Origin of the sequence: Paracraurococcus lichenis (assembly GCF_030657435.1) — a bacterium.
In the GTDB taxonomy this organism is placed as follows: Bacteria; Pseudomonadota; Alphaproteobacteria; order Acetobacterales; family Acetobacteraceae; genus Paracraurococcus; species Paracraurococcus lichenis.
The window spans coordinates 241,138-263,734 of record NZ_JAUTWS010000001.1; the positions used below are offsets into that span (position 1 = coordinate 241,138).

Here is a 22,597-nt window from a genome sequence, read left to right on the forward strand (position 1 = left end):
GGCCTGGGGGAGGCGCGGCCTCCCCCGTCCTCAGCCGTTCGGCCGCAGCAGATAGGGCGCGCCGCAGCGCTCGCAGATGCCGCGGATCAGCGCGTCCAGCGAGTCGGGCACCGGGATTCCCTCGGCGAGGCGCTTCGCCTTCATGATGTCCTCCGGCTCGCCCGGGACCAGCACGGGCTCGGCCGGATCGGCGGGCGGCGTCGCATGCAGCACGTCGAGGATGGTGTCGATCTCGGCCTCGAACTCGCCCTCCTCGCGGAAGGCCTTCGGGTCGATGGCCAGGAAGAAATGGCCGATATTCTGCGGCTTGTCCGGCGTCCAGGTGCGCTTGTGCACGGGCGAGAAGGCGGCGCCGACCAGTGCGCCGCCCAGGATATGCACCATCATGGCGAGGCCATAGCCTTTGGCGCTGCCCTGATTCTCCGTCCCGCCGAGCGGCGTGATCCCGCCCTCCTTGCGCTCGAAGACATAGGCATTGCCCTCATGCGGGTCGGTCACCGCCTGGCCCTTGCCGTCCACCACCCAGCCGGCGGGCAGGGGCGCGTCGTTCAGGTGGTGCACCTTCACCTTGCCCGCCGCGACCGTGGTGGTCGCCATGTCCAGGACGAAGGGCTTGTTGCGCTTCGCGGGTGCTGCGAAGGCCAGCGGGTTGGTGCCCAGCACCGGCAGGGCGGCGCGGGTCGGCACCATGCTGATCCCCTGCGCGGAACTCGTCACCATGCCGATGACGCCGCGCGCCGAGGCGATGCGGGCATAGGCGCCGGCGGCGCCGAAATGATGGCTGTTCACCACCCCGACCATGCCGATGCCGTGCTGCAGGGCCTTGTCCACCGCCATGTTCATGGCGAGCGCCGAGACGGGATGCCCGAGGCCATTGCCGGCATCGAGCAGCGCGGTCGGCCCGGTGTCGCGCGCGACCCGCGGCTGCGCCGCGAGCTTGAGCCGTCCGGCCTGCACCCCTTGCTCATAGGTCATCAGCATCGACAGGCCGTGGCTGTCCACGCCCATCAGGTCGGTCTCGACCATGACCTCGGCGGTGGTCTTCGCATGCTCCTCCGGCATGCCCCAGGCCGTCAGGATGGCATGGATCTGCTGGCGGACGGCATCGGCCGGGACGGGGCGGCCGGAGGTGACGTTCTTGGCCATGTTTCTGTGAGTTCCCTGCTTCGGTGCCCGGCCCGCGCGCCGCTGGCGCGCCCGGGCATGCGCTTCGTGTCAGTCGACGCGCGCGCCGGTCGCCTTGACGATCGGCACCCAGCGCTCGATCTCGCTGGCGATGAAGGCGCGGGTGCGCTCGGGCGTCATACCCTCCGGGATGGTATTGCCCAATTGGACCAGGCGGTCGCGCACCGCGGGCACGCGCAGGGCGGCGCTGATCTGCTCGTAGAGGAATTGCCGGATCACCAGCGGCGTGCCGAGCGTCGCGCTCCAGGGCGTCCAGGTCGTCGCCTGGTATTCCGGCAGACCGGCCTCGGCGCTGGTCGGCACATCCGGCGCCATGGGCGAGCGCTCGGGCGTCGCAATGACGATGCCGCGCACCTCGCCCGATTTGAGGTGCTCGGAGAGGAAGGAGATGGTGTCCGCCTGGAAGGCGGTCCGCCCCGCCGCGAGGTCGGTATAGGCCGCGGCCGAGCCGCGATAGGGCACGTGCTGCGCCTGCACGCCGAGCAGGTGCACCAGCATCGCGCCGGCGATATGGCCCGTGGTGCCGTTGCCGGAGGAGCCGTAGTCGTACTTGCCGGGATTGGCCGCGAGCAGCGCGCGGAACTCCGCCAGCGTCCTGACGCCGAGCGAGGGATGCACCGCGACGGCGATGGCGGAATGGCTGCTGATGGTGATGTGGTCCACGCCGGTCAGCGGATGCACGCGCAACCGGTCGCCATAGAGGCCGACATTCAGCGTATGGCTGCCGAGCGCGCCGACCAGCAGCGTGTAGCCGTCGGGCGGCGTCGCCGCGACCGTCTCGAAGGCGACGGTGCCGCCGCCGCTCGGCCGGTTCTCCACCACGAATTGCTGGCCGAGCTGGGCGGAAAGCTGCGTCGCCACCAGCCGCGCGTTGAGATCGGCATTGCCGCCCGGGGCGAGGGCCACGACGATGCGCACGGGACGGTTCGGGTAATCCATGCCGGGCGCCTTCGGCTGCGCGGCGGCTGTGCCGGCGAGCGCCAGGAGCAGGGCGAGGGCGCGGGCGATCATGCCTCGCCTCCCATGGAATGCTCGAGCACGCCGACCTTCTCCACCTCCAGCCGCAACCGGTCGCCGGGCCTGAGATAGCGCGGCGGATCGCGGAAATGCCCGACGCCGGCGGGCGTGCCGGTGGCGATGACGTCGCCCGGCTGCAGCGTGACGAAGCGCGACAACCAGGCGATCAGTGTGGCGACCGGGAAGATCAGGTCGCGCGTATTGCCGTGCTGCACCTCCTCGCCGTTCAGGATGCAGCGCAGGTCCAGCGCCCATGGCTCGCCCACCTCCTCGGGCGTGGCGATCCAGGGGCCCATCGGGCAGAAGCCGTCGAGGCCCTTGCCGAAGCTGGTCATGCCGATGGGATGGTCGAATTGCAGGGCGCGGTCGGTGAGGTCGTTCAGCACGGTGTAGCCGGCGACATGGTCGAGCGCGGCGCCCTCGCTCACCTCCCGGGCGGGCCGGCCGATGATGACGGCGAGTTCCACTTCCCAGTCCGGTTTCAGCGCCGATTTCGGGATGCGCACGACATCGCCCGGCCCGCTGACCGAGGAGGTCGGCTTGAGGAAGATGCGCGGCGCCGCCAGCTTCGGCCCGCCGACCTCCTTCGCGTGGTCGGCATAGTTGCGGCCGACGCCGAGGATCTTTCCGGGTTGCAGCGGCGCCCGCAGCCGCACCGCGGAAAGGGGGCGGCGCAGCGCGATGCTCTCCGGCCGGGCGGCGAAGGCAAGCGCGCGGGCCGCCTGCACCATCGCCGCCTCGCCCGCCGCCAGCAGCCCGGTCATGTCGGGGGGCAGGGCCAGCGGCGGCTCGCCCGCCGCCTTCCGCGCCGCGTCCAGCGCCGGCTGGAACTCCACCACCGCCTCGCCGAGGATGGCGCCGATGCGGGGCGCGCCATCGGCCTCGAAACTGACGAGCTTCATTTCAGGCGGCCAGGGCGGCGTAGTCGCGCGTCGCCATCACCTGCACCCGCAGGATGAAGCGCGGCTCCTCCGGCCCGTAATCGGCGACCGCATTGTGCACCGTGCCGATGTTGTCCCATATCAGCAGGTCGCCCGGCGTCCAGGCATGGCTGTACAGGTACTTCTCCTGCGCCTGGTGGCGGAAGAGGAACTCCAGCAGCGCGTCGCTCTCGGCCGGCTCCAGCCCCTCGATCCGCATGGCATAGCCGGGATTGCAGTAGAGCACGCGGCGGCCGGTGATCGGATGCACGCGGAAGATCGGCTGCGGCACCGGCGGCTTCTTCGCGCGCTGCTCCGGCGTCAGCGGCCTACGGATGCTGCCGGGACGAGTCCGCATCACCTCCCAGAACTTCTCGAAATCGTGGATGGCGACGCGCCCTTCCAGCCGCGCCACCACCTCGGCCGGCAGGTCGTCATAGGCGGCGTGCATGTTGCGGAACTGCGTGTCGCCCAGCGGCCGTCCGTCGCGCAGCGGCACCTGCTTCGCGTGCAGCGCATTCGCCAGCGCGATCTCCTGCGAATAGGACATGTCGGTGTGCCAGCCCTGGCCGGCATCGGAGAGGCCGATGGGCTTCCCCGCCTCGTCCCGCATGTTCGACAGGATCATCACCTCGGGATGGCCCGGGGCATGGAACATGTTGGCGACGTTCACCTCCAGCTCGCCGAAGCGCGAGCCGAAGGCGGAGAGGTGCGAGGCTTCGAGGTCCTGGCCCGGGAAGCACAGCACGCCGTACTGGCCGAGCGCCCGCAGCACCGTGCGGAACGCCGGATCGCCGAGCGTCTGCCGCAGGTCGATCCCCTCGACCCGGGCGCCGAGCCCGGCATTGTTGGGCGTGATGCGCATCGCGGTTTCCTCCGGCCGCAAGACTCGGGCAGCCTCCGGCCGCGGTCAAGCTTGCGCGGCACCGGGCCGCGCCGCAGCATCGCGGGAACAAAATGGGGAGGGACGCGATGCGGATCGGGCGGCGGGCGGTGCTCGGGACCATGCTGGCGGCGCCGGCGCTCGCCCAGCCGGAATTCCCGGCCCGCCCGGTGCGGCTGGTGGTCGGCTACCCGCCGGGCGGCAGCACCGACCTGGTCGCGCGGCTGCTGGCCGAGCGCCTATCCCGCGCCTGGGGCCAGCCTGTCGTGGTGGAGAACCGGCCCGGCGCGGCCGGGACGCTCGGCGCCGACCTGGTCGCCAAGGCCGCGCCCGACGGATACACGCTGCTGGTCGGCGCCTCCGGCGAGATGGCGGTGGCGCGCGCAGTGATGCGCAGCATCCCCTACCAGCCCGCGGACTTCGCGCCGATCGCCTGGCTTACCGAGCAGCCCTTCCTGGTGCTGGTCCATGCCGGGCTGCCGGCACGGAGCCTCGGCGACCTCGTTGCCCTGGCGCGCGAGCGGAACGGGCGGCTCGACTATGCCTCCCACGGCAACGGCACGGCGAACCACCTGCTCGCGGAATTGCTGAAGGTCGAGACCGGCGTCGCGATCACTCACATCCCCTATCGGGGCGGCGGGCCGGCGATGACCGATCTCGTCTCCGGCAACGTGCCGATGCTGCTGGACGTCATCCCCTCGGCCATGCCGCATCTCGCCTCCGGCCGCGTGCGGGCGCTCGCGCTCTGCCGCGCCACGCGCAGCGCCGTGCTGCCGGAGGTGCCGACGACCGCCGAGGCGGGCTTCCCCTTCCTCACCGGCAGCACCTGGGCCACCCTGGTCGCGCCGGCGCGCATGCCGGAGTCGGTGCTGGCGCGGATCGGCGATGCGGTGCAGGCGGCGATGCGGGACGGGCTGGCGGAGGCCTTCCGCGAGCGCGGCCTGGAGCCGGTCGGCGCCGATGCCGCCGCGGCGCGCGCCTTCATCGCGGCGGAGCAGGCGAAATGGGTGCAGATGGCGCAGCGCGCGGGGGTGCAGCCGGAGTGAGCGCGTCCGATGACCGCAGCGCCGAAGAGCGCGGCGGTCTGAATCGGCCGCGCGAACATGCGCCATCCGTCCTGGTCGTCGGCGCCGGCATCGTCGGGCTCTGCGTGGCCTGGCACCTCGCGCGGGCCGGCGCGCGTGTCACGGTGCTGGATGGCGAGGCGCCGGGCAGCGGCGCCTCCTCGGGCAATGCGGGGGCGATCAGCGCCGGGTCGGTCGCGCCGCTCGCCATGCCGGGCGTGCTGAAGCAGGTGCCGGGCATGTTGCTCGACCCCGCCGGCGCGCTGCACATCCCGCCGCGCTATGCGCTCCGCGCCGCCCCATGGCTGCTGCGCTTCGTCGCCAGCGCGCGGCCCGCGCGCGTGGCCGGGATCGCCGAGGCCCTCTCCGGCCTGCTGGCCAATGCCATGGAGCAGCACCGGCAGATCCTGGCGGAGGAAGGCGCCCCCGACCTGATCCAGGAAACGGGGCAACTCTACCTCTACCGGGACCACGACCACTACGCCAAGGATGCCGAGGGCTGGACGCTGCGGCAGCGCCACGGCATGCGGATCGAGTTCCTCGAAGGCCGGGAGGCGATCCGGGCGCTCGAGCCCGACATCGGGGGCGACTACGCGCTCGGCCTCTTCATCCCGGAGCAGGGCAGCAGCGTCAATCCGCTGCGCCAGGCGCAGGTGGTGGCGCGCGGCGTGGAGCGCCTGGGCGGGACCATCCGCCGCGCCGCGGTGCGGGCGCTGGCGACCGAAGGCGGGCGCGTGACCGGCGCCGCGACAGCGGCGGAGACCATCACCGCCGACCATGTCGTGCTGGCCGCCGGCGCCTGGTCGGCGCGGCTGCTGGCGCCGCTCGGCATCCGCGTGCCGCTCGAGACCCAGCGCGGCTACCACGTCATGCTGCCCGATCCGGGGATCACGCTGCGGCGCCCGGTGGTGCCGGCCGACCGCAAGGCCTTCATCTCGCCCATGGAGGGCGGGCTGCGCGTCGCGGGCACGGTCGAGTTCGGCGGGCTGGAGGCGCCGCCGACGCCGCGCCGCGCCGAACTGCTGCTGGAGGACCTGCGGCGCGCCTTCCCGCAGGCGCGGACCGCGGGCGCGGAGGGCTTCTGGATGGGCCATCGCCCCTGCCTGCCGGACAGCCTGCCGGTCATCGGCCCGGTGCAGGCCTGGCCCGGCCTCTGGTGCGCCTTCGGGCACGGGCATCTCGGCCTGACCGGCTCCGCCCCGACCGGCGCGCTGCTGGCGCGGGCGATGCTGGGGCCGGCGCCCAACCTCGACCTCGCGCCCTTTGGGGTGGAGCGGTTCGCTTGACCAGAAGATTGGTCAAAAGCTAGCCTTGGGCCATGAAGAGCGTGACCGTCTACGAGGCGAAGACCCACCTCTCCGCCCTGCTGGCGGAGGTGGAGGCGGGGGCCGAGGTGCTGATCACCCGGCATGGCCGACCGGTCGCCCGGCTCTCCGCCGCCGCGCCGGCGGCCGCGCGGCTGCCTGGCGACTGGGCCGGTCTGCCGGGCTGGGAGGGCTTCCGCTACGACCCCGCCGCCTTCGCCCCGCTGACGCCCGAACAGGCCGCCGCCGAAGGCTGGGACGGGTGAGCGAGGCAGGCAGCGGCTACCTCGCCGATGCCTGCGCGCTGATCGTCTTCCATGCCGCGGGCGGGCGCGGAATGAGCGCCGCCGCCCTTGCCGCCATGCGCGGCGGCGATGTCGCGGTCAGCGCCATCACGGTCTGGGAGATCACGCGCAAGGTGGCGCTCGGCAAGCTGCCGCTGCTGCCGGCGGTGCAGGGCAGCTTCGCCGGCTGGCTGCGGGATGCCGGCTATACCCTGCTGCCGCTCGACGTCCTGGCGGCCGAGCAGGCGAATGCCCTGCCGCCGCACCACGCCGACCCGATGGACCGCATGCTGCTGGCAACGGCCCGCCTGACCGGCCGCATCATCCTCACGGAGGATGCGGCCTTTCGCGCCTATGGCCTGCCGCTGCTCTGGTGATCAGTAGCCGCGCGGCGTGGTCAGGTAGCCCTGCTGCCGGGACCAGACCGTCCCGTCCGTGCTGATCGTGCCCGTCACCCGGTTGCGCTGGGGGTCGCCGATCAGCGTGTCCGGCATGCCGGAATACTGCGCGCCGGCGCGCAGGCCACCGGGGCCGCAGCCCGCGAGGATCGCCAGGCAGAGGGCGGCGGCGGTCAGGATCGATCGCATCTGGGGTTTCCCGGTCCTTGATTGTCCACCAACTCCAACGCCGGCGCGGGCGGCGCGTGCCCTGGCGTGCTACATCACGCCGGCATCACGGGAGAACCGGCCGTGGCCCCCATCATCCCGAAGCGCGTCTGCGCCGAGGTCGAGGGCGAGCTCGTCCTCTTCCTCATCGGCATGCGGCTGAACCGCCCCTGGAAGCTGCATCGCTGGCTGCCCGTGCTGCGCGCCATGCCGCGCATGCTGCGGGAGCTGGAGGCGCAGCCGGAGCTCGGCCTGCTGCACCACCGCACGCATGTCGGCCTGCGGGAGGCCATGGTGGTGCAGTACTGGCGCAGCCATGCGCAGCTCGACGCCTATGCGACGGCGCGCGAGAGGGCGCATCTGCCGGCCTGGCGGGCCTTCAACCAGGCCATCGGGACCAATGGCGATGTCGGGATCTGGCACGAGACCTACCTGGTCGGCTCCGGCCGGTACGAGAGCGTCTATGTGAACATGCCCCCCTTCGGCCTCGGCCGGGCCGGTGCGCTACAGGAGGCGACCGGCCCGCGCGCCACCGGCCGCGGCAGGCTCGCCGCCACGGCCGGGGCGGAAGGCGGCGGCCCGATGGCCGGGGCGCCGCAGGGCGGGACGGTCTGACCCGGCCCGCCCGAGAGCAGCGGCGCTACTGCGCCGCGGCCAGCGTCGCGCCGGGCGCCTTCGGCACCAGGTGCTTCACCCGCGGCATCACCTCCTGCTGGATCAGCTCCAGGGAGTGGCGCCAGGCGCCCGGGTTCTCCTGGTAGTCGAAGCCGAAGACCAGGAGCTGCCCGAAGCCGCCGACATCCTCGTAGATCTTCTCGATCTTCTCGGCGACCGTCCTGGGCGAGCCGACCAGCCAGTTCCGCTTCGCGCAATACTCCACGGTGACGTCGCTGTCCGGCACCTCCGGGCTGTGCTTGAGGTATTCCTTGAAGCCGAAATTCGACAGCAGCGGCAGGAAGTACTCGCCCATCATCCGGCCCATCATGGAGCCGACCGAGAGCCGCCACGCCTCCTCATCCGTGTCGGCGACGAAGATCTCCCGCACCAGCCGCCAGTCCTTGCGGTCGGCGGTGCGGCCGGCCTTGCGGGCGCCGGCCTCGACGCTCTCCCAGTGGCTCTTCACGTAGCCCGGGTTGAGGTTCAGCGACATCGGCAGGAAGCCGTGCTCGCCCGCCATCTTCAGCGTGTCGGAGTTCTTCGACAGGCCGGCGACGCCGATCGGCGGATGCGGCTGCTGCAGCGGCTTCAGGTGCGGCTTGAGGAAGCCGAACATCGTGTCCGGCTTGTCCACCTTCCAGTACTTGCCGTCGTAGTGGAAGGGACCGTCGGACGACCACATCTTCAGGATGATGTCCAGCGCCTCCCGCGTCATCTCGCGGTTGGTGCCGGACATGCCGTCCACGTTGAACATCGCCCAGTCGCTCGGCAACCCGCTGGCGGCGATGCCGAAATTGAGCCGCCCGTTCGACAGGTGGTCGAGCATGGCGACGCGGTTCGCCAGCTCGGCCGGGTGGTGATAGGGTAGCAGGAAGCCGCCGGGGCCGAGGCGGATGCGGCTGGTCTGCAGCATCGCCTGCGCCAGCAGCAGGTCGGGCGCCGGATGCGGCTCCCAGGGCGCGGTGTGGTGCTCGCCGATCCAGACCTCGGAGAAGCCGAGCTCGTCCAGCCAGCGGATGGTCTGGAGGTCCCAGTCATGCCCCTCCTTCAGCCCCCTCTCAGGGGGGTGGGAGGGCATGGAGAAATAGCCGAATTCCATTGTGGACATCCTCCTGATCGGCCCGGGGTCCGGCCCCGGTTGCGGAGGGATGCTCGCGCCGGTTGCGGCCGGCGCGCAAGCCGGAAAAGCCGGGGCGCAACGTCCCGGCCGCGTGACGTCCGGCGGCAGGCGCTGCCGCCGCGACGGTGCCTACCGCATCAGGCGCAAAATCGCCGCCACATCCGCCGGCCCCTCCACCTTGCGCGGATTGGTGGCGATCGGCGGGCCGCCGTCCCAGCGCGCGGCCAGGCCCTCGATCTCGTCCTTGGCGATGCCGACCTCGGCCAGCGTCGTCGGCAGGCCGAGGCCGCGGATGAAGCCCCGCAGCGCCTCGTGCCCGCGCGTGCCGCCCAGCAGGCGCGCGACCTCGGCCTGGGCCTCCCCGTTCACCGGCTCGTTCCACTGCATGACGGCCGGCAGGCCGAGGCAGGAGGTGATGCCGTGCGGCACCCCGCGCGCGCCGCCCAGGATATAGCCGATGCCATGGCTCGCCCCGACCGGAACGCCGGACCAGCCGCCCATGACGGAGAGCCACATGGCCTGCTGCGCCGCGGCCCGCGCCGGGAGGTCGCGCGGCGCGCGGTGGATCGCCGGCAGCGCCTCGGCCAGCATCAGCAGCGCCTGGCGGGAGACGGCGTCGGAGAAGGGTGCGCGCCGGGTGGCGCAGAGCCGCTCCGCCGCATGGTCCACCGCGCGGATGCCGGAGGAGAGCAGCAGTTCCGCCGGCGTCTCCAGCGTCGCCGCGGGGTCGAGGATCACGGCGCGCGGCACCTGGCTCGGCTCCACCGCCCGCATCTTCCGCCCGGCCTCGAGGTCGGTATAGCCGGCATGCGGCGCGAATTCCGCGGCCGAGAGCGTGGTCGGCACGGCGACGATGCGCGGGCTCGGCTCCTGCGCATCCCAGTCCTCCGGCTCGGCGCCGCGGGAGACGGCGAGGCCGGCCAGCGCCGCCCGGTCGGTCGCGCCGGCCCAGACCGCGCGGCAGGCGACCTTGGCGCCGTCGATGACGCTGCCGCCGCCGAGGGCGACGACGCGCTCCGCCCGCGTCTCGCGCAGCATCTGCGCGAGGGCGAGCACGTCCTCGAAGGGCGAATGGGCGCGCATGGTGGCGTGCTCGCCGGCCAGCTTCGCGCCGATCGCGGCGCGCACCGCCGCCGCGATCTCGCTCTTCGCCAGGGAGCGGGTCGTCGCCAGCAGCACGCGCGTGCAGTCGGCGATCTCGGGCGGCAGCGTCTCCGCCAGGGGGCCGGTCCGGACGCGCTGCTGCGCCGGCCAGCGATGGATGCTCGTGCTCATTCCGCGGTTGCTCCTGCGTCCTTCACGACCTGCGCCCAGAAGGGCATCTCCCGGCGGATGAAGGCCTCGAAGGCCTCCGGGCTCTCGCTCGGCAAGGCCTGCAGCCCCTCGGTGGCGAAGCGCTCCTGCACCAGGCGGTCCGACAGCGCCGCGTCGAGCGCGGCGACGCTGCGGTCGCGGATCGGCGCGGGCAGCCGCGCCGGGCCCCAGACGCCGTACCAGCCCGCGATGTCGAGGCCGGGCAGCCCGGCCGCCGCCGCGCCGGGAATGCCGGGGATCACGGGGGAGGCCTTCGCGGTGGTCAGCGACAGGGCGGTGACCTTGCCGGCGCGAAGCTGCGGCAGCACGACCGGCGGCGTCGCCACGATCGCCTCGATGTCGCCGGCGAGCAGCGCGGCGAGGGAGGGCGCGCCGCCGCGGAAGGGTACATGCGTCCAGTCGAGGCCGGTGACGCGGCTGAACATGGCGCCGGCGAGGTGGCTCGGCGTGCCGATGCCGGGCGTGCCGTAGTTCCAGCGGCCGGGCCGCGCCCGCATGCGCGCCAGCAGGTCGGGCAAGGTCCTGATGCCGCTGTCCGCGCTGACCGCGATGATGGTCGGCAGGTCGCAGACCATGCCGATGGGCGTGAAATCGGCGACCGGGTCGAAGGACACGCGCCGGTACATCACCGGGTTCACGCAATGGCTGAAATTGCCACCGAGCAGCAGCGTGGTGCCGTCCGGCTCCGCGTGTGCCACGTGTTCGGTGGCGATGTTCGAGCCGGCGCCGGGGCGGTTGTCGATGACGATGGTGGCACCGAGCGCCCGGCCCATCGTCTCCATCATCGCCCGCCCGATGAAATCGGCCGAGCCGCCGGGCGGGAAGCCGAGGACGAGGCGCACCACGCGCTGCTGCTGCGCATGGGCGAGGGCGGGGACGGCGAGCGTCGCGGCGATCAGGCTGCGGCGGTGCATCTCACGCCCCCGCCCTGCCGTGACGGCGGGGTTGCGCGCGCGGATCCTCGCCCGCGTCCTCGGCCAGGCCGCATCGTCCCGGGCAAAGACCGCTGTCTCGGTATCCACGGCCTCGGCGGCCCCGGATCCCCGCCACGATCCGGCCGCCGCCGGTGACCGGCACGCGGCGTCCGGCCGCCAGGTCCGCCCCGAACATCGCTCCCTCCCATGGCGTTTCCCGCCTATGCTGCCCGGAACGCAGGAAAAAGGGGAGGGCCATGGCCCAGAGGAAGGTGCTGCTGGTGACCGGCGGCGGGCGCGGGATCGGCGCGGCGGTGGTCCGGCTGGCGGCGGCGCGCGGCTGGGACGTCGCCTTCACCTATGCCGGCAATGCCGCCCGCGCGGCGGAGACCGAGGCGGCGGCGAAGGCCGCGGGCGCACAGGCCCTGGCGCTGCAGGCCGACGTTGCCGACCCGCAGGCGGTGGCCGCGACCTTCGCGCAGGTGAAGGAGCGCTTCGGGCGCCTCGACGCGCTGGTCAACAATGCCGGCATCACCGGCCCCAAATCGACGCTGCGCGAGAGCACCGACGCGATCTGGGAGACGGTGTTCCGCACCAATGTGCTGGGCCTGGTCGCCTGCTGCCGGCAGGCGCTGGACGTGCTGCCGCAGGGCGGCGCGATCGTGAACGTCTCCTCCCGCGCCTCCGAACTCGGCGGGGCGGGGGAGTGGATCCACTACGCCGCGAGCAAGGGTGCGGTGGACACGCTGACCATCGGCCTCGCCAAGGAGGCGGCGCCGCAGGGCATCCGCGTCAATGCGGTCAATCCCGGCCTGATCGAGACGGAACTGCACGCCGCGGCCGGCATGCCGGACCGCGTGGCGCGCATGTCGCCCGGCGTCCCCATGGCCCGCGCCGGCAGTGCGGAGGAGGTGGCGGAGGCGGTGCTCTGGCTGCTCTCCGATGGCGCGAGCTACGTCACCGGGGCCCTGGTGCCGGTCAGCGGGGGGCGATAGCCCCCCTCATACCGGCCCGCCGGCAGACGTCGGGACGTCTGCCGGACGGTATCACACGTGCTGCCCGCCATTCACGTGGATCTCCGCCCCGTTCACATAGGACGAGGCATCGGTGCAGAGGAAGTAGATCGCCTTCGCCACCTCGGAGGTCTTGCCGAGGCGCCGCAGCGGGATCTGCTCCTCCACGATCTTCTCCGTCCCGGGCGAGAGGATGGCGGTGTCGATCTCGCCCGGCGAGATGGCGTTCACCCGGATGCCGAAGGGCCCGAAGTCGTGCGCCATCTCCCGCGTCAGCGCCATCAGCGCGGCCTTCGACGTCGCATAGGCCGCGCCGGCGAAGGGATGCACCCGGCCGCCGGCGATGCTGGTCACGTTCACCACCGCGCCCGAGGCGCGGCGCAGTTCCTCGATCAGCCCGCGCGCCAGCATGATGGAGGAGAAGAAATTCACCTGGAAGACGGTCGTCCAGTCCTCGACCGAGGTCTCGATCGCCCCCATCCGCGCGCCGCCGGGCCCCTTCGGCGAAATGCCGGCATTGTTCACCAACGCATCCAGCCGGCCGCCCTCCGGCTCCAGCCGCAGCCGGATCTCCTTGATGGCGCGCAGCGTGTCGACCGGGCTCGCCAGGTCGCACTGGATATGGTCCTCCGGGCCGGCATCCCAGGGGCATTCCTCCGGGAAGGCCTGGCGGGAGACGGTGAGCACGCGCCAGCCCGCGGCCGAGAAGACCTTCACCGTCGCATGCCCGATCCCGCGGGAGGCGCCGGTCAGCAGCATGACCCGGCGCGCCTGGTTCGACAGGCGGCGCTCCGGAATGGGGGGGATGGCCATGGCGGTCTCCTGGGTCCGCCGCCAGGGTAGTCCCGGGACGGCTATCCCGCCAGCAGAGGCCGCCGCGCGGCGATGAACTCCTCGACCGCCGCCACGGTCCGGTCGCAATCGGCCTCGGAGACGGGCAGGGAGAGCGCGACCATCCCGCGCCGCGCCAGGTAGATCCCCGCCGCCAGCATGTCGAAGAAGAACAACTCCCGCAGCCTGTCCTCGGCGGGTGTGGCCCTGTAGGGCGCGGTGACCGGCCCCGCCCGGAAATGCGGGCAGAGCATGGAGCCGCGGCCGGTGAACTGCATGGGCACCCCGGCCCGGGCGCAGGCAGCGTTCAGCGCCTCCCGCAGCCTTTCACCCCGCTCGTAGAGCGCCTCGGCGGCCGAGGCCGAGAAGATCTCGCCCATCGCGACGCAGCCCGCGGCCATGGACCAGACATTGTTGTTGAAGGTCCCGGCATGCGGCAGGGCGCCGGGCCTATGGCCGTCGAAGACCGCCATGATGTCGGCGCGGCCGCCGAAGGCGCCGAAGCTCATCCCGCCCGCCATGTATTTCCCGAGTGTCGTCATGTCCGGCGTCACGCCGGTCAGCCCCTGCAGGCCGGCGGGGCCGTGGCGGCTGGTCATCACCTCGTCGAAGATCAGCACCGCGCCCGTCCTGCGCGTCGCCTCGCGCAGCGCCTGCAAGAATTCGACGCTCGCCGGGATGCAGCCGCCGGAGCCCAGCATCGGCTCGACCAGCACCGCGGCGAGCCCGTCGCCCTCGGCCAGGATGTCGCGCGTCGCCGCCTCCGGGTCGTTGTAGTCGGTGAAGGCGAGCGGGATCGGGACGTTGACCGGCGATGCCTCGGTGGCGAAGGTCAGCACGCCGCCATGGTAGCCGCCGCGCATGACCATGGTCTTCACCCGGCCCGTGAACCCGCGGGCGGCGGCGAGCGCCATCAGGTTCGCCTCGGTCCCGCTATTGGTGAAGCGCACCATCTCGACCGAGGGGAAGCGCCCCGCGATCAGCCGGGCGAGCCGGCTCTCCTTCTCCCCGACGGCGGCGAGGTTGATGCCCGCGTCCAGCGCCGCCTTCACCGCATCCAGGATGCGCCGCTCCGAATGGCCGAAGAGGCCTGCGGAATACTCGCCGAGCAGGTCGAGGTACTCGTTCCCGTCGGCATCCCAGAGCCGGCAGCCCTCGCCGCGCACCATGGCGGTCGGGAAGGGCGTGTAGAACAGCACGGTCCGGGTATTGCCGCCCGGCATCACCGCCCGCGCTTCCGCATGGATCGCGGCGCTCTTCGGGCGCTTCGCGGCATAGGCCTCGCGCGCCTCGGCCAGCGCGGCCTCGAGGTCGCTGTTGCGCGGCGGCGCGGCGGCGGTATCCAGCGGGCTCATGCAACGATCCTCCCGGGGGCCGCGAAGGCTCGCGCGGCCGGGGGGCGGGGTCAACACGCCCGATGCACGGAGAGGCGACAGGATGAGCAGGACACTCCCCGGCCCGGATGGCCACCCGCGCTGCCACTGGTGCGTGGCGACGCCGGACTACCTCGCCTACCACGACCGCGAATGGGGCTTCCCGGTCGCCGAGGACACGCGCCTCTTCGAGAAGCTCTGCCTCGAGGGCTTCCAGTCCGGCCTGAGCTGGCGGACGATCCTGGCCAAGCGGGAGAATTTCCGCGCCGCCTTCCACGGCTTCGAGATCGACCGCGTCGCCGCCTTCACCGAGGCCGATGTCCAGCGCCTGCTCGGCGATGCCGGCATCGTCCGCCACCGCGGCAAGATCGAGGCCGTGGTCAACAACGCCCGCCGGGCGCAGGAGCTGGTGCGGCAGGAGGGCTCGCTGGCCCGCTACATCTGGCGGTTCGAGCCGGAGACGCCGCCGCCGCCCGGCGCGGCGACCTCCGAGACCTCCGTCGCGCTGTCGAAGGACCTGAAGCGCCGCGGCTGGGCCTTCGTCGGCCCGACCACCGTGCATGCCTTCCTGCAGGCCATGGGGCTGATCAACGACCATGCCGAGGGCTGCGCCATCCGCGCCGAGGCCGCGGCGGCGCGCGCGGCGTTCCGGCGGCCGGAGTGAAGATTGGGGAGGAAAAAGCATTTCCTCCCCAAACCCCACCTTTGCCTTTTCTGAGTCGGGTGCCGCCGCGCGGCGAGCGCAAACCCACAGAAATAGAGGTGGGTTGGACGCCGAGGGCGTCCAACGGGAGGATACTTCCTCCCCGGCCTTCCTTGACGCCCACGCCACCAGGCCGTCTCCTCCCCCCATGCGCTCCGACTCCTTCGACGCGATCGTGGTGGGCGGCGGCCTGGTCGGCGCCGCCATCGCCTGGGGGCTGCAGCGCCGGGGCCTCGCCACCGCCCTGCTGGACGAGGGCGACACCGCCTACCGCGCCAGCCGCGGCAATTTCGGCCTGGTCTGGGTGCAATCGAAGGGCCTCGGCGCGCCCTGGTACCAGCGCTGGACCCGCGCCTCGGCCGCCGAATGGCCGGCGCTGGCCGAGGACCTCGGCGCCCGAACCGGCGAGGATCTCGGCCTGCGCCAGCCCGGCGGGGTGCATCTCTGCCTCTCCGACACCGAGATGGCCGACCGCGCCGCCCGGATGGCGCGCATGCAGGCCGAGGCCGGGAACCACGGCTTCGAGTACCGCATGATCGAGGCGCCGGAATTGCGGGCAATGCTGCCCGGCCTCGGCCCGCGGGTCGTCGGCGCCTCCTGGACCCCCTATGACGGCCATGCCAATCCGCTCCGCCTGCTGCATGCCCTGCACGGCGCCTTCACGCAGGCGGGCGGCGCCTATGTGCCGAATGCCAGGGTCGAGGCGGGGCAGGCCGCCCCGCGCGACTTCGCCGTCACCGCCGGCGGCCGGCGGTTCGCGGCGCCCCGCATCGTGCTGGCGGCCGGGCTCGGCAATGCCGATCTCGCGCCGCGCTTCGGCCTCTCGGCGCCCGTGCGGCCGCAGCGCGGCCAGGTGCTGGTGACGAAGCGCGCGGCGGAACTGATGCCCATGCCCACGACAACCATCCGCCAGACGCAGGAGGGCAGCCTGATGCTGGGCGACAGCATGGAAGAGGTGGGCTTCGACCTCCGCCAGTCGCCCGAGGTCATGCGGCAGATCGCCGACCGCGCGGTGCTGTGCTTCCCCTGGATCGGCCGGCTCAACATCGTCCGCGCCTGGTCGGCGCTGCGCGTCATGGCGCCGGACGGGCTGCCGATCTACGACGAATCCACGCGCTTCCCGGGCGCCTTCACCGCCAACTGCCATTCCGGCGTCACTCTCGCCGGCGCGCATGCGCGTCTGCTGGCGCCGATGATCGCCGAGGGCCGGCTCGACCCCATGCTCGATCCCTTCACCGCCGGGCGCTTCGATGTTCGTGCTGCGTCCTGACCGGGTCCGATCGCCGCAGGGCGGAGGCGAAGCCGAGCACCGGAGGCGTGAATCGGACCCGCCCGCGGCGCGCGCCGCCACCGTCGAGGTCTTCGTCGACGGCGTCGCGCTGCGCGTGCCGGAGGGCGCCTCGGCCGCGGCGGCGGTGCTGCTGGCGGATGCGCCGCTGATCCGGGAGACGCCGGTCTCCGACGCACCGCGCCTCCCCTACTGCATGATGGGCGTCTGCTTCGACTGCCTCGCCGAGATCGACGGCATCCCCAACCGCCAGGCCTGCATGGTCCCGGTCGCGCCCGGCATGCGCATCGCGCCGCAGCGCGGCGCGCGGGTGGCCCTCGGGGCATGAGCGTCGACCTCGCCATCATCGGCGCCGGCCCGGCCGGCATGGCCGCGGCGGTGGAGGCCGCCGATCTCGGTCTCTCGGTCGCCGTCATCGACGAGAACCCGGCCCCCGGCGGCCAGGTCTTCCGCGGCGTCGAGGCCGCGTCCGCCGACCGCGCGCTCGGCGCGGACTACGCCGCCGGCCTGCCGCTGGTCCGCGCCTTCCGCGCCGCCCGGATCGACTACCGCCCGGGCACGACGCTCTGGCACCTCGAGCCGGAGGCGGGCCTCCTCTCGCTGCTCGCCGGCGGCCGCACCGCTGAGCTTGCCGCCGGGCGCATCCTGCTGGCGACCGGCGCGCAGGAGCGGCCGGTGCCCATCCCCGGCTGGACCCTGCCGGGCGTGATGACGGCGGGCGCCGCGCAGATCCTGCTGAAGACGGTGGGCGCGGTGCCGCGGGGACGGACGGTGCTGGCGGGGCAGGGGCCGCTGCTCTGGCTGCTGGCGGCGCAGTTGCAGCGCGCCGGCGCGCCGCCGGCCCTGATCCTGGAGACCACGCCGAAGGGCCGCCTCGGCGCCGCCCTGCGGGCCGGCGGCCTGGTCGCCGGCCTGCCCCTGCTGGCGAAGGGCCTCGCCCTGCTGGCCGAGACCCGCCGCATCCCGCGCCGCCCCGCCGTCGCCGGCCTGCGCGCGGAGGGCGAGGGCCGCGTCGCCCGCGTGACCTGGGAGGGCGGCGCGACCGGTTGCGACACGCTGCTGCTGCATGAGGGCGTGGTGCCGGCGACCCACATCCCGCTCGCCCTCGGCCTCGACCACGCCTGGGACGCGGCGCAGCGCTGCTGGCGGCCGCGGGTGGATGCCTTCGGCGCCGCCTCCCACCCGCGGGTCGCCGTCGCAGGCGATGGCGCCGGCATCGGCGGCTGGCAGGCGGCGGTCGCCGCCGGGCGGCTGGCCGCCTGCGACGCGGCGCGCCGCCTCGGCCGCCTGACGGAGGAGGGCTTCGCCCGCCGCACCGCGCCGCTGCTCGCCGCCCGGCGCGCCGCACTCGCGCTGCGGCCCTTCCTCGATGCGCTCCATGCCCCGCCCGGCTGGGTGCTGGCGCCGCCCGAGGACGCCACCCTGGTCTGCCGCTGCGAGGAGGTGACGGCAGGCCAGGTGCGCGCCGCCGCCCGCCTCGGCGCGACCGGGCCGAACCAGGTGAAGGCCTATTGCCGGGCCGGCATGGGCCCCTGCCAGGGCCGGATCTGCGGCGCGACCGTCGCCGCCCTCATCGCCGAGGCCCGCGGCACCACGCCCGAGGCGGTCGGCACGCTCCGCCCGCGCGCGCCCTACAAGCCGCTGACGGTTGCGGAACTCGCGGGCGGATAGGGGGGACTGCGGCCTTGCCAGACACCCCGGCCGTCCGGTATAGGAATATCGTCACCGCCGTAGGCATGTCCGCGGCGTGCCGCGGGCCCCGGGCGGGAGGCCGTAAAATTCTAAAATTCCCATGGTCGCGGCGGCCGGGATTGCTGGCAAAGCAAGGGCCTGGCGCCCGATGGGACCGGATCGGACTCAGAGGAATTTATGGGAATTCGGGGGGATTGAGCCGGCTTGAGCCGGATTTATCGGCGCGCGCGACTCGCGCTCAGGCTTGGCGCGGCGGCCCGCGGCCCTGTATCACCAATCCGTGCGAACGCTCCTGGCCCTGACCCTGCTCGGCGCCGCCGGGCTGGCGCTTCCCCCGGCGCATGCGAAGGTCCCGGCCTCGCAGGCGGTCATGCATGCCGTGCAGGGGACGGAGGCGCTGCTGCGCCTGGCCGCGCGCCTCCGCCGCCTCACCGAGGACGGGCTGGACCCGCGCGACTACGCCATCCCTGCCGATACCCTGGCCGAGGCCGATCCGGCGGCCTGGCGGGCCGCGCTGAAGCAGGCCGCCGGGGCCGCGGTGTCGGACCTGCTGCACGGCAAGGTGCGGGACCTGCCGGGCCGGGTCGATCTCCGCCGCGACACCGCCGCCCTGCCGCTCGCCCCCTGGATGGCCGAGCTCTCGACCGCGCCGGAGCCGGCCACGGTGATCGACCGCGCCGCGCTGCTGCCGCCCGAGGCGGCGGCGCTGAAGCGCGCGCTGGCCGCCGCCCGTGCCCGGGCCGCCGCGGGCGGGCTGCCGACAGTCCCGCCCATGCCGGGGACGGAGGCGCTGGAGCCCGGCACCGTCGACCCGGTCCGCGTCCCCGCGCTCCGCGCCCGCCTGGCCGCGACCGACCCCGCCGTCGCCGCCATGCATCCGGAGGACCCGCTGGTCTATGACGAGGCGCTGGTCGCGGCCCTCCGCCGCTTCCAGGCGGCCGAGGCGCTGGAGCCCGACGGGCGCATCGGCCGGATGACCTTCGCCGCCCTCAACCGCCCGGCCGAGGTGACGATCCGCCAGCTCCGCGTCGCCCTCGACATGCGCCGCGCCGCGGCGGCGCCGGGGGCGGAGCGGCGGATCGAGGTGAACATCCCGCACCAGCGCCTGCAGGTGATCGAGGCCGGCCGGGTGCTGCTCGACATGAACGTCATCGTCGGCAAGCCGGCGCGCGCCACGCCGGTGCTGCGCACGCGCCTCGCCGCGGTCATGTTCAACCCGCCCTGGGGCGTGCCGGAGCGCAACGCGCGGGAGGATTTGCTGCCGAAATTCCGGACCAATGCCCGGGCGATGATGGAGAAGGGCTTCCGCGTCTTCGGCTTCGCCGATGGCCAGCGGATCGAGATCGACCCCACCACCATCGACTGGCGCAGCGTGACCCCGGAACGCTTCCCCTACCTCATCCGCCAGGATGCGGGGGAGGCCAATGCCCTCGGCCGGATCAAGTTCGTCATCCCGAACACCGAGGACATCTTCATGCACGACACGCCCGACCGCCAGCTCTTCCGCCGGGCGGAGCGCGCCTTCTCCTCGGGCTGCATCCGGCTGGAGAAGCCGATGGAGCTGCTCGACATCGCGCTGCAGGGCATGGCGGGCTGGGACCGGGCGCGGATCGACCAGGTGCTGGAGGGCCGGCAGACCACCGCGGTCACCGTCGCCCGGCCGGTCCCGGTGCGGCTGCACTACACCACGGTGACCGTGGAGGGGGCGGAGGTGCGCGTCCGGCAGGACCTCTATGGCCTGGACGAGGCCTATGCCCGCGCCCTCGACGCGCCGCGCCTGCCGCGCGTCGCCGAGCTCCGGCTGCGCTGAGATGCGTTGCGCCTGCTGCGGGGTGCCCGCGTTTGGTCGCCGCGGCCTGCTGCGGAGCGCGCTCGCCGCCGGCGCGGCGCTGGTCGGCGCGGCGGCGGGCGGCGGGGAGGCGCTGGCGCTCGCCACCGGCGGGGAGCCGCGCAGCCTGACCATCCATCGCCTGCAGACCAATGAGAGCTTCGACGGCGTCTATTGGCGCGACGGCCGCTACGACCGCGAGGCGCTGCGCCGGCTCGACTGGGTGCTGCGCGACCCGGCGCGGGACGAGGCGACGCCGATGGATCCGCGGCTCTTCGATGTCCTCCACACGGTGGCGCGGCAGATGGAGGCGAGCGAGGGCTTCGAGGTCATCAGCGGCTATCGCTCGCCCGAGACCAACGAGGCGCGGGCACGGGAGTCGCGCCGGGTCTCGCGCGCCTCGCTGCACATGTCGGGCATGGCGGCCGATGTGCGGCTGATCGGCCGGGACAGCTTCGGCATGGCGCGGCTGGCCGCCGGGATGCAGGTCGGCGGCGTCGGGCTGTACCGCCGCGACGGCTTCGTGCACCTGGATTGCGGGCCGGCACGGCGTTGGTGACGGTTTGGAAAGGACGCTGATGCGCGTGCCCGGCGGCGTGCTGCCGTTCCTGCTGCTGCTCGGCTGCGCGCAGGCGCCCGAGGCCCCGCCCGTCGCCGCCCCGGCCGAGCCCGTCCCGCCACAGGTCGCCCTGGCGCCGCGGGAGGCCTGGCGGCGGATCCCGCTCGACCGCCGCGGCGGCTATGCCGCGGCCTTCGCCGCCTCCGAGGCGGTGCACTGGGAGGACGGGCTGCGCCGGGTCTGGATCGTGCTGAACCTCGTCGATCCGATCCGCCTGCCCGAGACCGGCGGCCGGGCGCGCAGCGTTGCCTTCCTCGCGGACTACCGCTGCGAGGCGCAGTCCTGGCGGCCGATCGAGGGCACCTGGTACCGCGCGCCGGACGCTCAGGGCCTCGAGCTCGAGGAGAAGCCCCGCCCGCCGGAGGAGCGCGGGGTGCAGCCGGGCACCCTGGTCGCCGTCTTCCTCGAGGCGGCCTGTTCGCTCTGAGCCGTAGGGCGTCGCAACCCCCGCAGGCTTTATGTCCAATGGTTGAGGCCGGGCGAACCCATCCCCGCGTGGCGCGTTATAGGCCGATGCGGGGGGTGGGAACGCCATGCGGGTGCTGCTGATCGAGGATGACGCCCTGGTGCGAAGCGTGCTGTCGGAGACGCTGGACGGCGACGGCTTCGAGGTGGATGGGCTGGCCAATGCCGAGGATGCGCTGATCCTGCTCGGCGCCGGGCAGGTGCCGGACGTGCTGGTCACCGACGTCAATCTCGGCCCCGGGCTGAATGGCTTCGACCTGGCGGACCTGGCGCGGCAGCGGCATCCGGATGTGGAGGTGATCCTGATCAGCGGGACCACCCCCGACCTGCCCGGCCGTGCCAACCGGCGACGCGAGCGCTTCCTGCAGAAGCCCTTCGCGCCGGAACAGCTTGCGGCCAAGATCCGGGAAGCCGGGGCGGAAGGGCCGGACCGCTCGCCCTGAGAGTTTGCGAAGGAAGGCCTGTCAGCACGGGAAGCGGGCAGACGGGCCTTCCGTCGCAAGTTCGGTGGTTTTGCGCAGGCCGAACCCTACTGGTCGAGCCGGATGTCGTGCGTCCGGATCACCTGGCCGAGGCTCGCGGTATCCGCGCGCAGCTTGTCCCGGAAGGCGGCGGCGCCGTCGGTGCGCAGCTCGGCACCGAGTTCCGCGACGCGCTGCCGCACCACCGGCTCCTGCATCGCCGCGCGCAGCGCCTCCTCCAGTCGTGCCACCAGGGCCGGGGGCGTGTTGCCCTGCACCAGCACGCCCTGCCAGGTGCCGGCATCGGCCTGCGGCCAGCCCAGCTCGGCGAAGGTCGGCAGCGCCGGCAGGGTCGGCAGGCGCCGCGGGCCGGAGACGGCGATGCCGCGCATCTGCCCACCGGTGACATAGGGCATGGATTGCGTCGCGCCCGCCATGGTCAGGTCGGCCTCGCCGCTCGCCACCGCGAGCAGCGCCGGCGCGCCGCCGCGATAGGGCACATGCGTCATCTCCGTGCCCCAGGCCGCGCCGAGCGCCACGGCAACGAGGTGCGACAGCGTCCCGGTGCCCGAATTGGCGACGTTGAGCGCGCCGGGATTGGCCTTCGCATGCGCGACCAGGCCCGCCGCGTCCTGCACCGGCAGCCGGTTCGCCGCCGCCAGGATATAGGGCGCGTAGACCAGCATGGTCACCGTCGCCAAGTACTTCTCCACGTCGAAGGGCAGGCGGCTGAAGAGGAAGGGATTGGTCGCCAGCACGCTGACATCGAGCAGCAGCAGCGTGGTGCCGTCCGGCGCGCTCTTCGCCACATAGTCGGCGCCGATATTGCCGCCGGCGCCGGCGCGGTTCTCGACGATCACCGCCTGGCCGAGCCGCTGCCCGAGCGGCCCGGCGACGAGGCGGGCGAGGATGTCGCTGGTGCCGCCCGGCGCGTTCGGGACGATGATGCGCAGCGGCCGGTCGAAGCCCTGGGCGCGGGCGAAGGCGGGTGCCGCGAATGCCGCGGCGATCAGGTGGCGTCTCTGCATCGCGTGCTCTCTCCTCATGCCGGCCGGCA

At 73.3% G+C, this 22,597-nt stretch carries 25 protein-coding genes; 14 read left to right on the forward strand and 11 right to left on the reverse strand.

The genetic code is table 11. From position 1 onward, the window contains the following. Nucleotides 1–30 precede the first annotated feature (30 nt). The 4 genes from Q7A36_RS01115 to Q7A36_RS01130 form a co-directional block, all read right to left on the reverse strand. Nucleotides 31–1,146 (reverse strand): Ldh family oxidoreductase, encoded by a 1,116-nt coding sequence (locus Q7A36_RS01115; RefSeq protein WP_305101791.1) that lies wholly within the window; start codon nt 1,144–1,146, stop codon nt 31–33. A gap of 69 nt (nt 1,147–1,215) precedes the next feature. Beyond that, nucleotides 1,216–2,196, reverse strand: coding sequence for a Bug family tripartite tricarboxylate transporter substrate binding protein (locus Q7A36_RS01120; protein WP_305101792.1), 981 nt, complete (start codon nt 2,194–2,196; stop codon nt 1,216–1,218). Next, a complete protein-coding gene (locus Q7A36_RS01125; RefSeq protein WP_305101793.1) occupies nt 2,193–3,104 on the reverse strand; it encodes a fumarylacetoacetate hydrolase family protein in 912 nt (303 codons plus the stop codon). The genes Q7A36_RS01120 and Q7A36_RS01125 overlap by 4 nt, the downstream gene beginning before the upstream one ends. Nucleotide 3,105: 1 nt before the next feature. Then, complete coding sequence (locus tag Q7A36_RS01130; RefSeq protein ID WP_305101794.1) at nt 3,106–3,987, reverse strand: TauD/TfdA dioxygenase family protein; 882 nt, start codon at nt 3,985–3,987, stop codon at nt 3,106–3,108. Between the two features lie 107 nt (nt 3,988–4,094). Here Q7A36_RS01130 and Q7A36_RS01135 point away from each other — a divergent pair, with 107 nt between their 5' ends. Genes Q7A36_RS01135 through Q7A36_RS01150 form a run of 4 tightly spaced genes read left to right on the forward strand, consistent with a single transcriptional unit; the run spans nt 4,095 to nt 7,034 of the window. After that, the gene (locus Q7A36_RS01135; protein ID WP_305101795.1) at nt 4,095–5,051 is read left to right on the forward strand and encodes a Bug family tripartite tricarboxylate transporter substrate binding protein; all 957 of its coding nucleotides are present in this window, start codon (nt 4,095–4,097) and stop codon (nt 5,049–5,051) included. Then, nucleotides 5,048–6,355: an NAD(P)/FAD-dependent oxidoreductase gene (locus tag Q7A36_RS01140; RefSeq protein ID WP_305101796.1), complete on the forward strand. Its 1,308-nt coding sequence runs from the start codon at nt 5,048–5,050 to the stop codon at nt 6,353–6,355. The genes Q7A36_RS01135 and Q7A36_RS01140 overlap by 4 nt, the downstream gene beginning before the upstream one ends. A 32-nt stretch (nt 6,356–6,387) precedes the next feature. Continuing rightward, nucleotides 6,388–6,639, forward strand: a complete 252-nt coding sequence (locus Q7A36_RS01145) for a type II toxin-antitoxin system Phd/YefM family antitoxin (RefSeq protein ID WP_305101797.1) — start codon at nt 6,388–6,390, stop codon at nt 6,637–6,639. Continuing rightward, a complete protein-coding gene (locus tag Q7A36_RS01150; RefSeq protein ID WP_305101798.1) occupies nt 6,636–7,034 on the forward strand; it encodes a type II toxin-antitoxin system VapC family toxin in 399 nt (132 codons plus the stop codon). Before Q7A36_RS01145 ends, Q7A36_RS01150 begins: the two co-directional genes overlap by 4 nt. Here Q7A36_RS01150 and Q7A36_RS01155 read toward each other — a convergent pair whose 3' ends face one another. Beyond that, complete coding sequence (locus Q7A36_RS01155) at nt 7,035–7,244, reverse strand: hypothetical protein (protein WP_305101799.1); 210 nt, start codon at nt 7,242–7,244, stop codon at nt 7,035–7,037. A 102-nt stretch (nt 7,245–7,346) separates the two neighbouring features. On the opposite strand from Q7A36_RS01155, the gene Q7A36_RS01160 reads away from it, so the two are divergent. Continuing rightward, complete coding sequence (locus tag Q7A36_RS01160) at nt 7,347–7,877, forward strand: DUF4188 domain-containing protein (RefSeq protein ID WP_305101800.1); 531 nt, start codon at nt 7,347–7,349, stop codon at nt 7,875–7,877. Nucleotides 7,878–7,902: 25 nt separating this feature from the next. Here Q7A36_RS01160 and Q7A36_RS01165 read toward each other — a convergent pair whose 3' ends face one another. The 3 genes from Q7A36_RS01165 to Q7A36_RS01175 form a co-directional block, all read right to left on the reverse strand. Then, entirely contained in the window at nt 7,903–9,018 is a 1,116-nt protein-coding gene (locus Q7A36_RS01165; protein ID WP_305101801.1) for an LLM class flavin-dependent oxidoreductase, read from the reverse strand. A 150-nt stretch (nt 9,019–9,168) separates the two neighbouring features. Then, the gene (locus Q7A36_RS01170; RefSeq protein ID WP_305101802.1) at nt 9,169–10,314 is read right to left on the reverse strand and encodes an iron-containing alcohol dehydrogenase; all 1,146 of its coding nucleotides are present in this window, start codon (nt 10,312–10,314) and stop codon (nt 9,169–9,171) included. Then, the gene (locus Q7A36_RS01175) at nt 10,311–11,267 is read right to left on the reverse strand and encodes a Bug family tripartite tricarboxylate transporter substrate binding protein (RefSeq protein ID WP_305101803.1); all 957 of its coding nucleotides are present in this window, start codon (nt 11,265–11,267) and stop codon (nt 10,311–10,313) included. The genes Q7A36_RS01170 and Q7A36_RS01175 overlap by 4 nt, the downstream gene beginning before the upstream one ends. A 257-nt stretch (nt 11,268–11,524) precedes the next feature. Here Q7A36_RS01175 and Q7A36_RS01180 point away from each other — a divergent pair, with 257 nt between their 5' ends. Next, entirely contained in the window at nt 11,525–12,262 is a 738-nt protein-coding gene (locus Q7A36_RS01180; RefSeq protein ID WP_305101804.1) for an SDR family oxidoreductase, read from the forward strand. 51 nt (nt 12,263–12,313) lie between these two features. Here the strand turns inward: Q7A36_RS01180 and Q7A36_RS01185 are convergent, their stop codons facing one another. Together Q7A36_RS01185 and Q7A36_RS01190 are read right to left on the reverse strand one after the other, a co-directional pair. Continuing rightward, nucleotides 12,314–13,093 (reverse strand): SDR family NAD(P)-dependent oxidoreductase, encoded by a 780-nt coding sequence (locus Q7A36_RS01185; protein ID WP_305101805.1) that lies wholly within the window; start codon nt 13,091–13,093, stop codon nt 12,314–12,316. A 41-nt stretch (nt 13,094–13,134) separates the two neighbouring features. Beyond that, entirely contained in the window at nt 13,135–14,466 is a 1,332-nt protein-coding gene (locus Q7A36_RS01190; protein ID WP_305101806.1) for an aspartate aminotransferase family protein, read from the reverse strand. An 82-nt stretch (nt 14,467–14,548) separates the two neighbouring features. Between Q7A36_RS01190 and Q7A36_RS01195 the strand changes: the two genes are divergently transcribed. From Q7A36_RS01195 to Q7A36_RS01230, 8 genes are all read left to right on the forward strand, one after another. Beyond that, entirely contained in the window at nt 14,549–15,148 is a 600-nt protein-coding gene (locus Q7A36_RS01195) for a DNA-3-methyladenine glycosylase I (protein WP_305101807.1), read from the forward strand. Nucleotides 15,149–15,335: 187 nt separating this feature from the next. Continuing rightward, the gene (locus Q7A36_RS01200) at nt 15,336–16,457 is read left to right on the forward strand and encodes an NAD(P)/FAD-dependent oxidoreductase (RefSeq protein WP_305101808.1); all 1,122 of its coding nucleotides are present in this window, start codon (nt 15,336–15,338) and stop codon (nt 16,455–16,457) included. Further along, a complete protein-coding gene (locus tag Q7A36_RS01205) occupies nt 16,444–16,803 on the forward strand; it encodes a (2Fe-2S)-binding protein (protein ID WP_305101809.1) in 360 nt (119 codons plus the stop codon). Before Q7A36_RS01200 ends, Q7A36_RS01205 begins: the two co-directional genes overlap by 14 nt. After that, on the forward strand, nt 16,800–18,146 hold the full coding sequence (locus Q7A36_RS01210; RefSeq protein WP_305101810.1) for a (2Fe-2S)-binding protein: 1,347 nt from the start codon (nt 16,800–16,802) through the stop codon (nt 18,144–18,146). Before Q7A36_RS01205 ends, Q7A36_RS01210 begins: the two co-directional genes overlap by 4 nt. Nucleotides 18,147–18,447: 301 nt before the next feature. Continuing rightward, nucleotides 18,448–19,977, forward strand: coding sequence for a L,D-transpeptidase family protein (locus Q7A36_RS01215; RefSeq protein ID WP_305101811.1), 1,530 nt, complete (start codon nt 18,448–18,450; stop codon nt 19,975–19,977). 22 nt (nt 19,978–19,999) lie between these two features. Then, nucleotides 20,000–20,554 carry a DUF882 domain-containing protein gene (locus Q7A36_RS01220; protein ID WP_305101812.1) on the forward strand — a complete coding sequence of 185 codons (555 nt, stop codon included), beginning with the start codon at nt 20,000–20,002 and terminating at the stop codon, nt 20,552–20,554. Nucleotides 20,555–20,573: 19 nt separating this feature from the next. Continuing rightward, on the forward strand, nt 20,574–21,041 hold the full coding sequence (locus tag Q7A36_RS01225; protein WP_305101813.1) for a surface-adhesin E family protein: 468 nt from the start codon (nt 20,574–20,576) through the stop codon (nt 21,039–21,041). A 106-nt stretch (nt 21,042–21,147) separates the two neighbouring features. Next, nucleotides 21,148–21,522 (forward strand): response regulator, encoded by a 375-nt coding sequence (locus Q7A36_RS01230; RefSeq protein WP_305101814.1) that lies wholly within the window; start codon nt 21,148–21,150, stop codon nt 21,520–21,522. Nucleotides 21,523–21,608: 86 nt separating this feature from the next. Here the strand turns inward: Q7A36_RS01230 and Q7A36_RS01235 are convergent, their stop codons facing one another. Next, nucleotides 21,609–22,568: a Bug family tripartite tricarboxylate transporter substrate binding protein gene (locus Q7A36_RS01235; protein ID WP_305101815.1), complete on the reverse strand. Its 960-nt coding sequence runs from the start codon at nt 22,566–22,568 to the stop codon at nt 21,609–21,611. Nucleotides 22,569–22,597 lie beyond the last annotated feature (29 nt).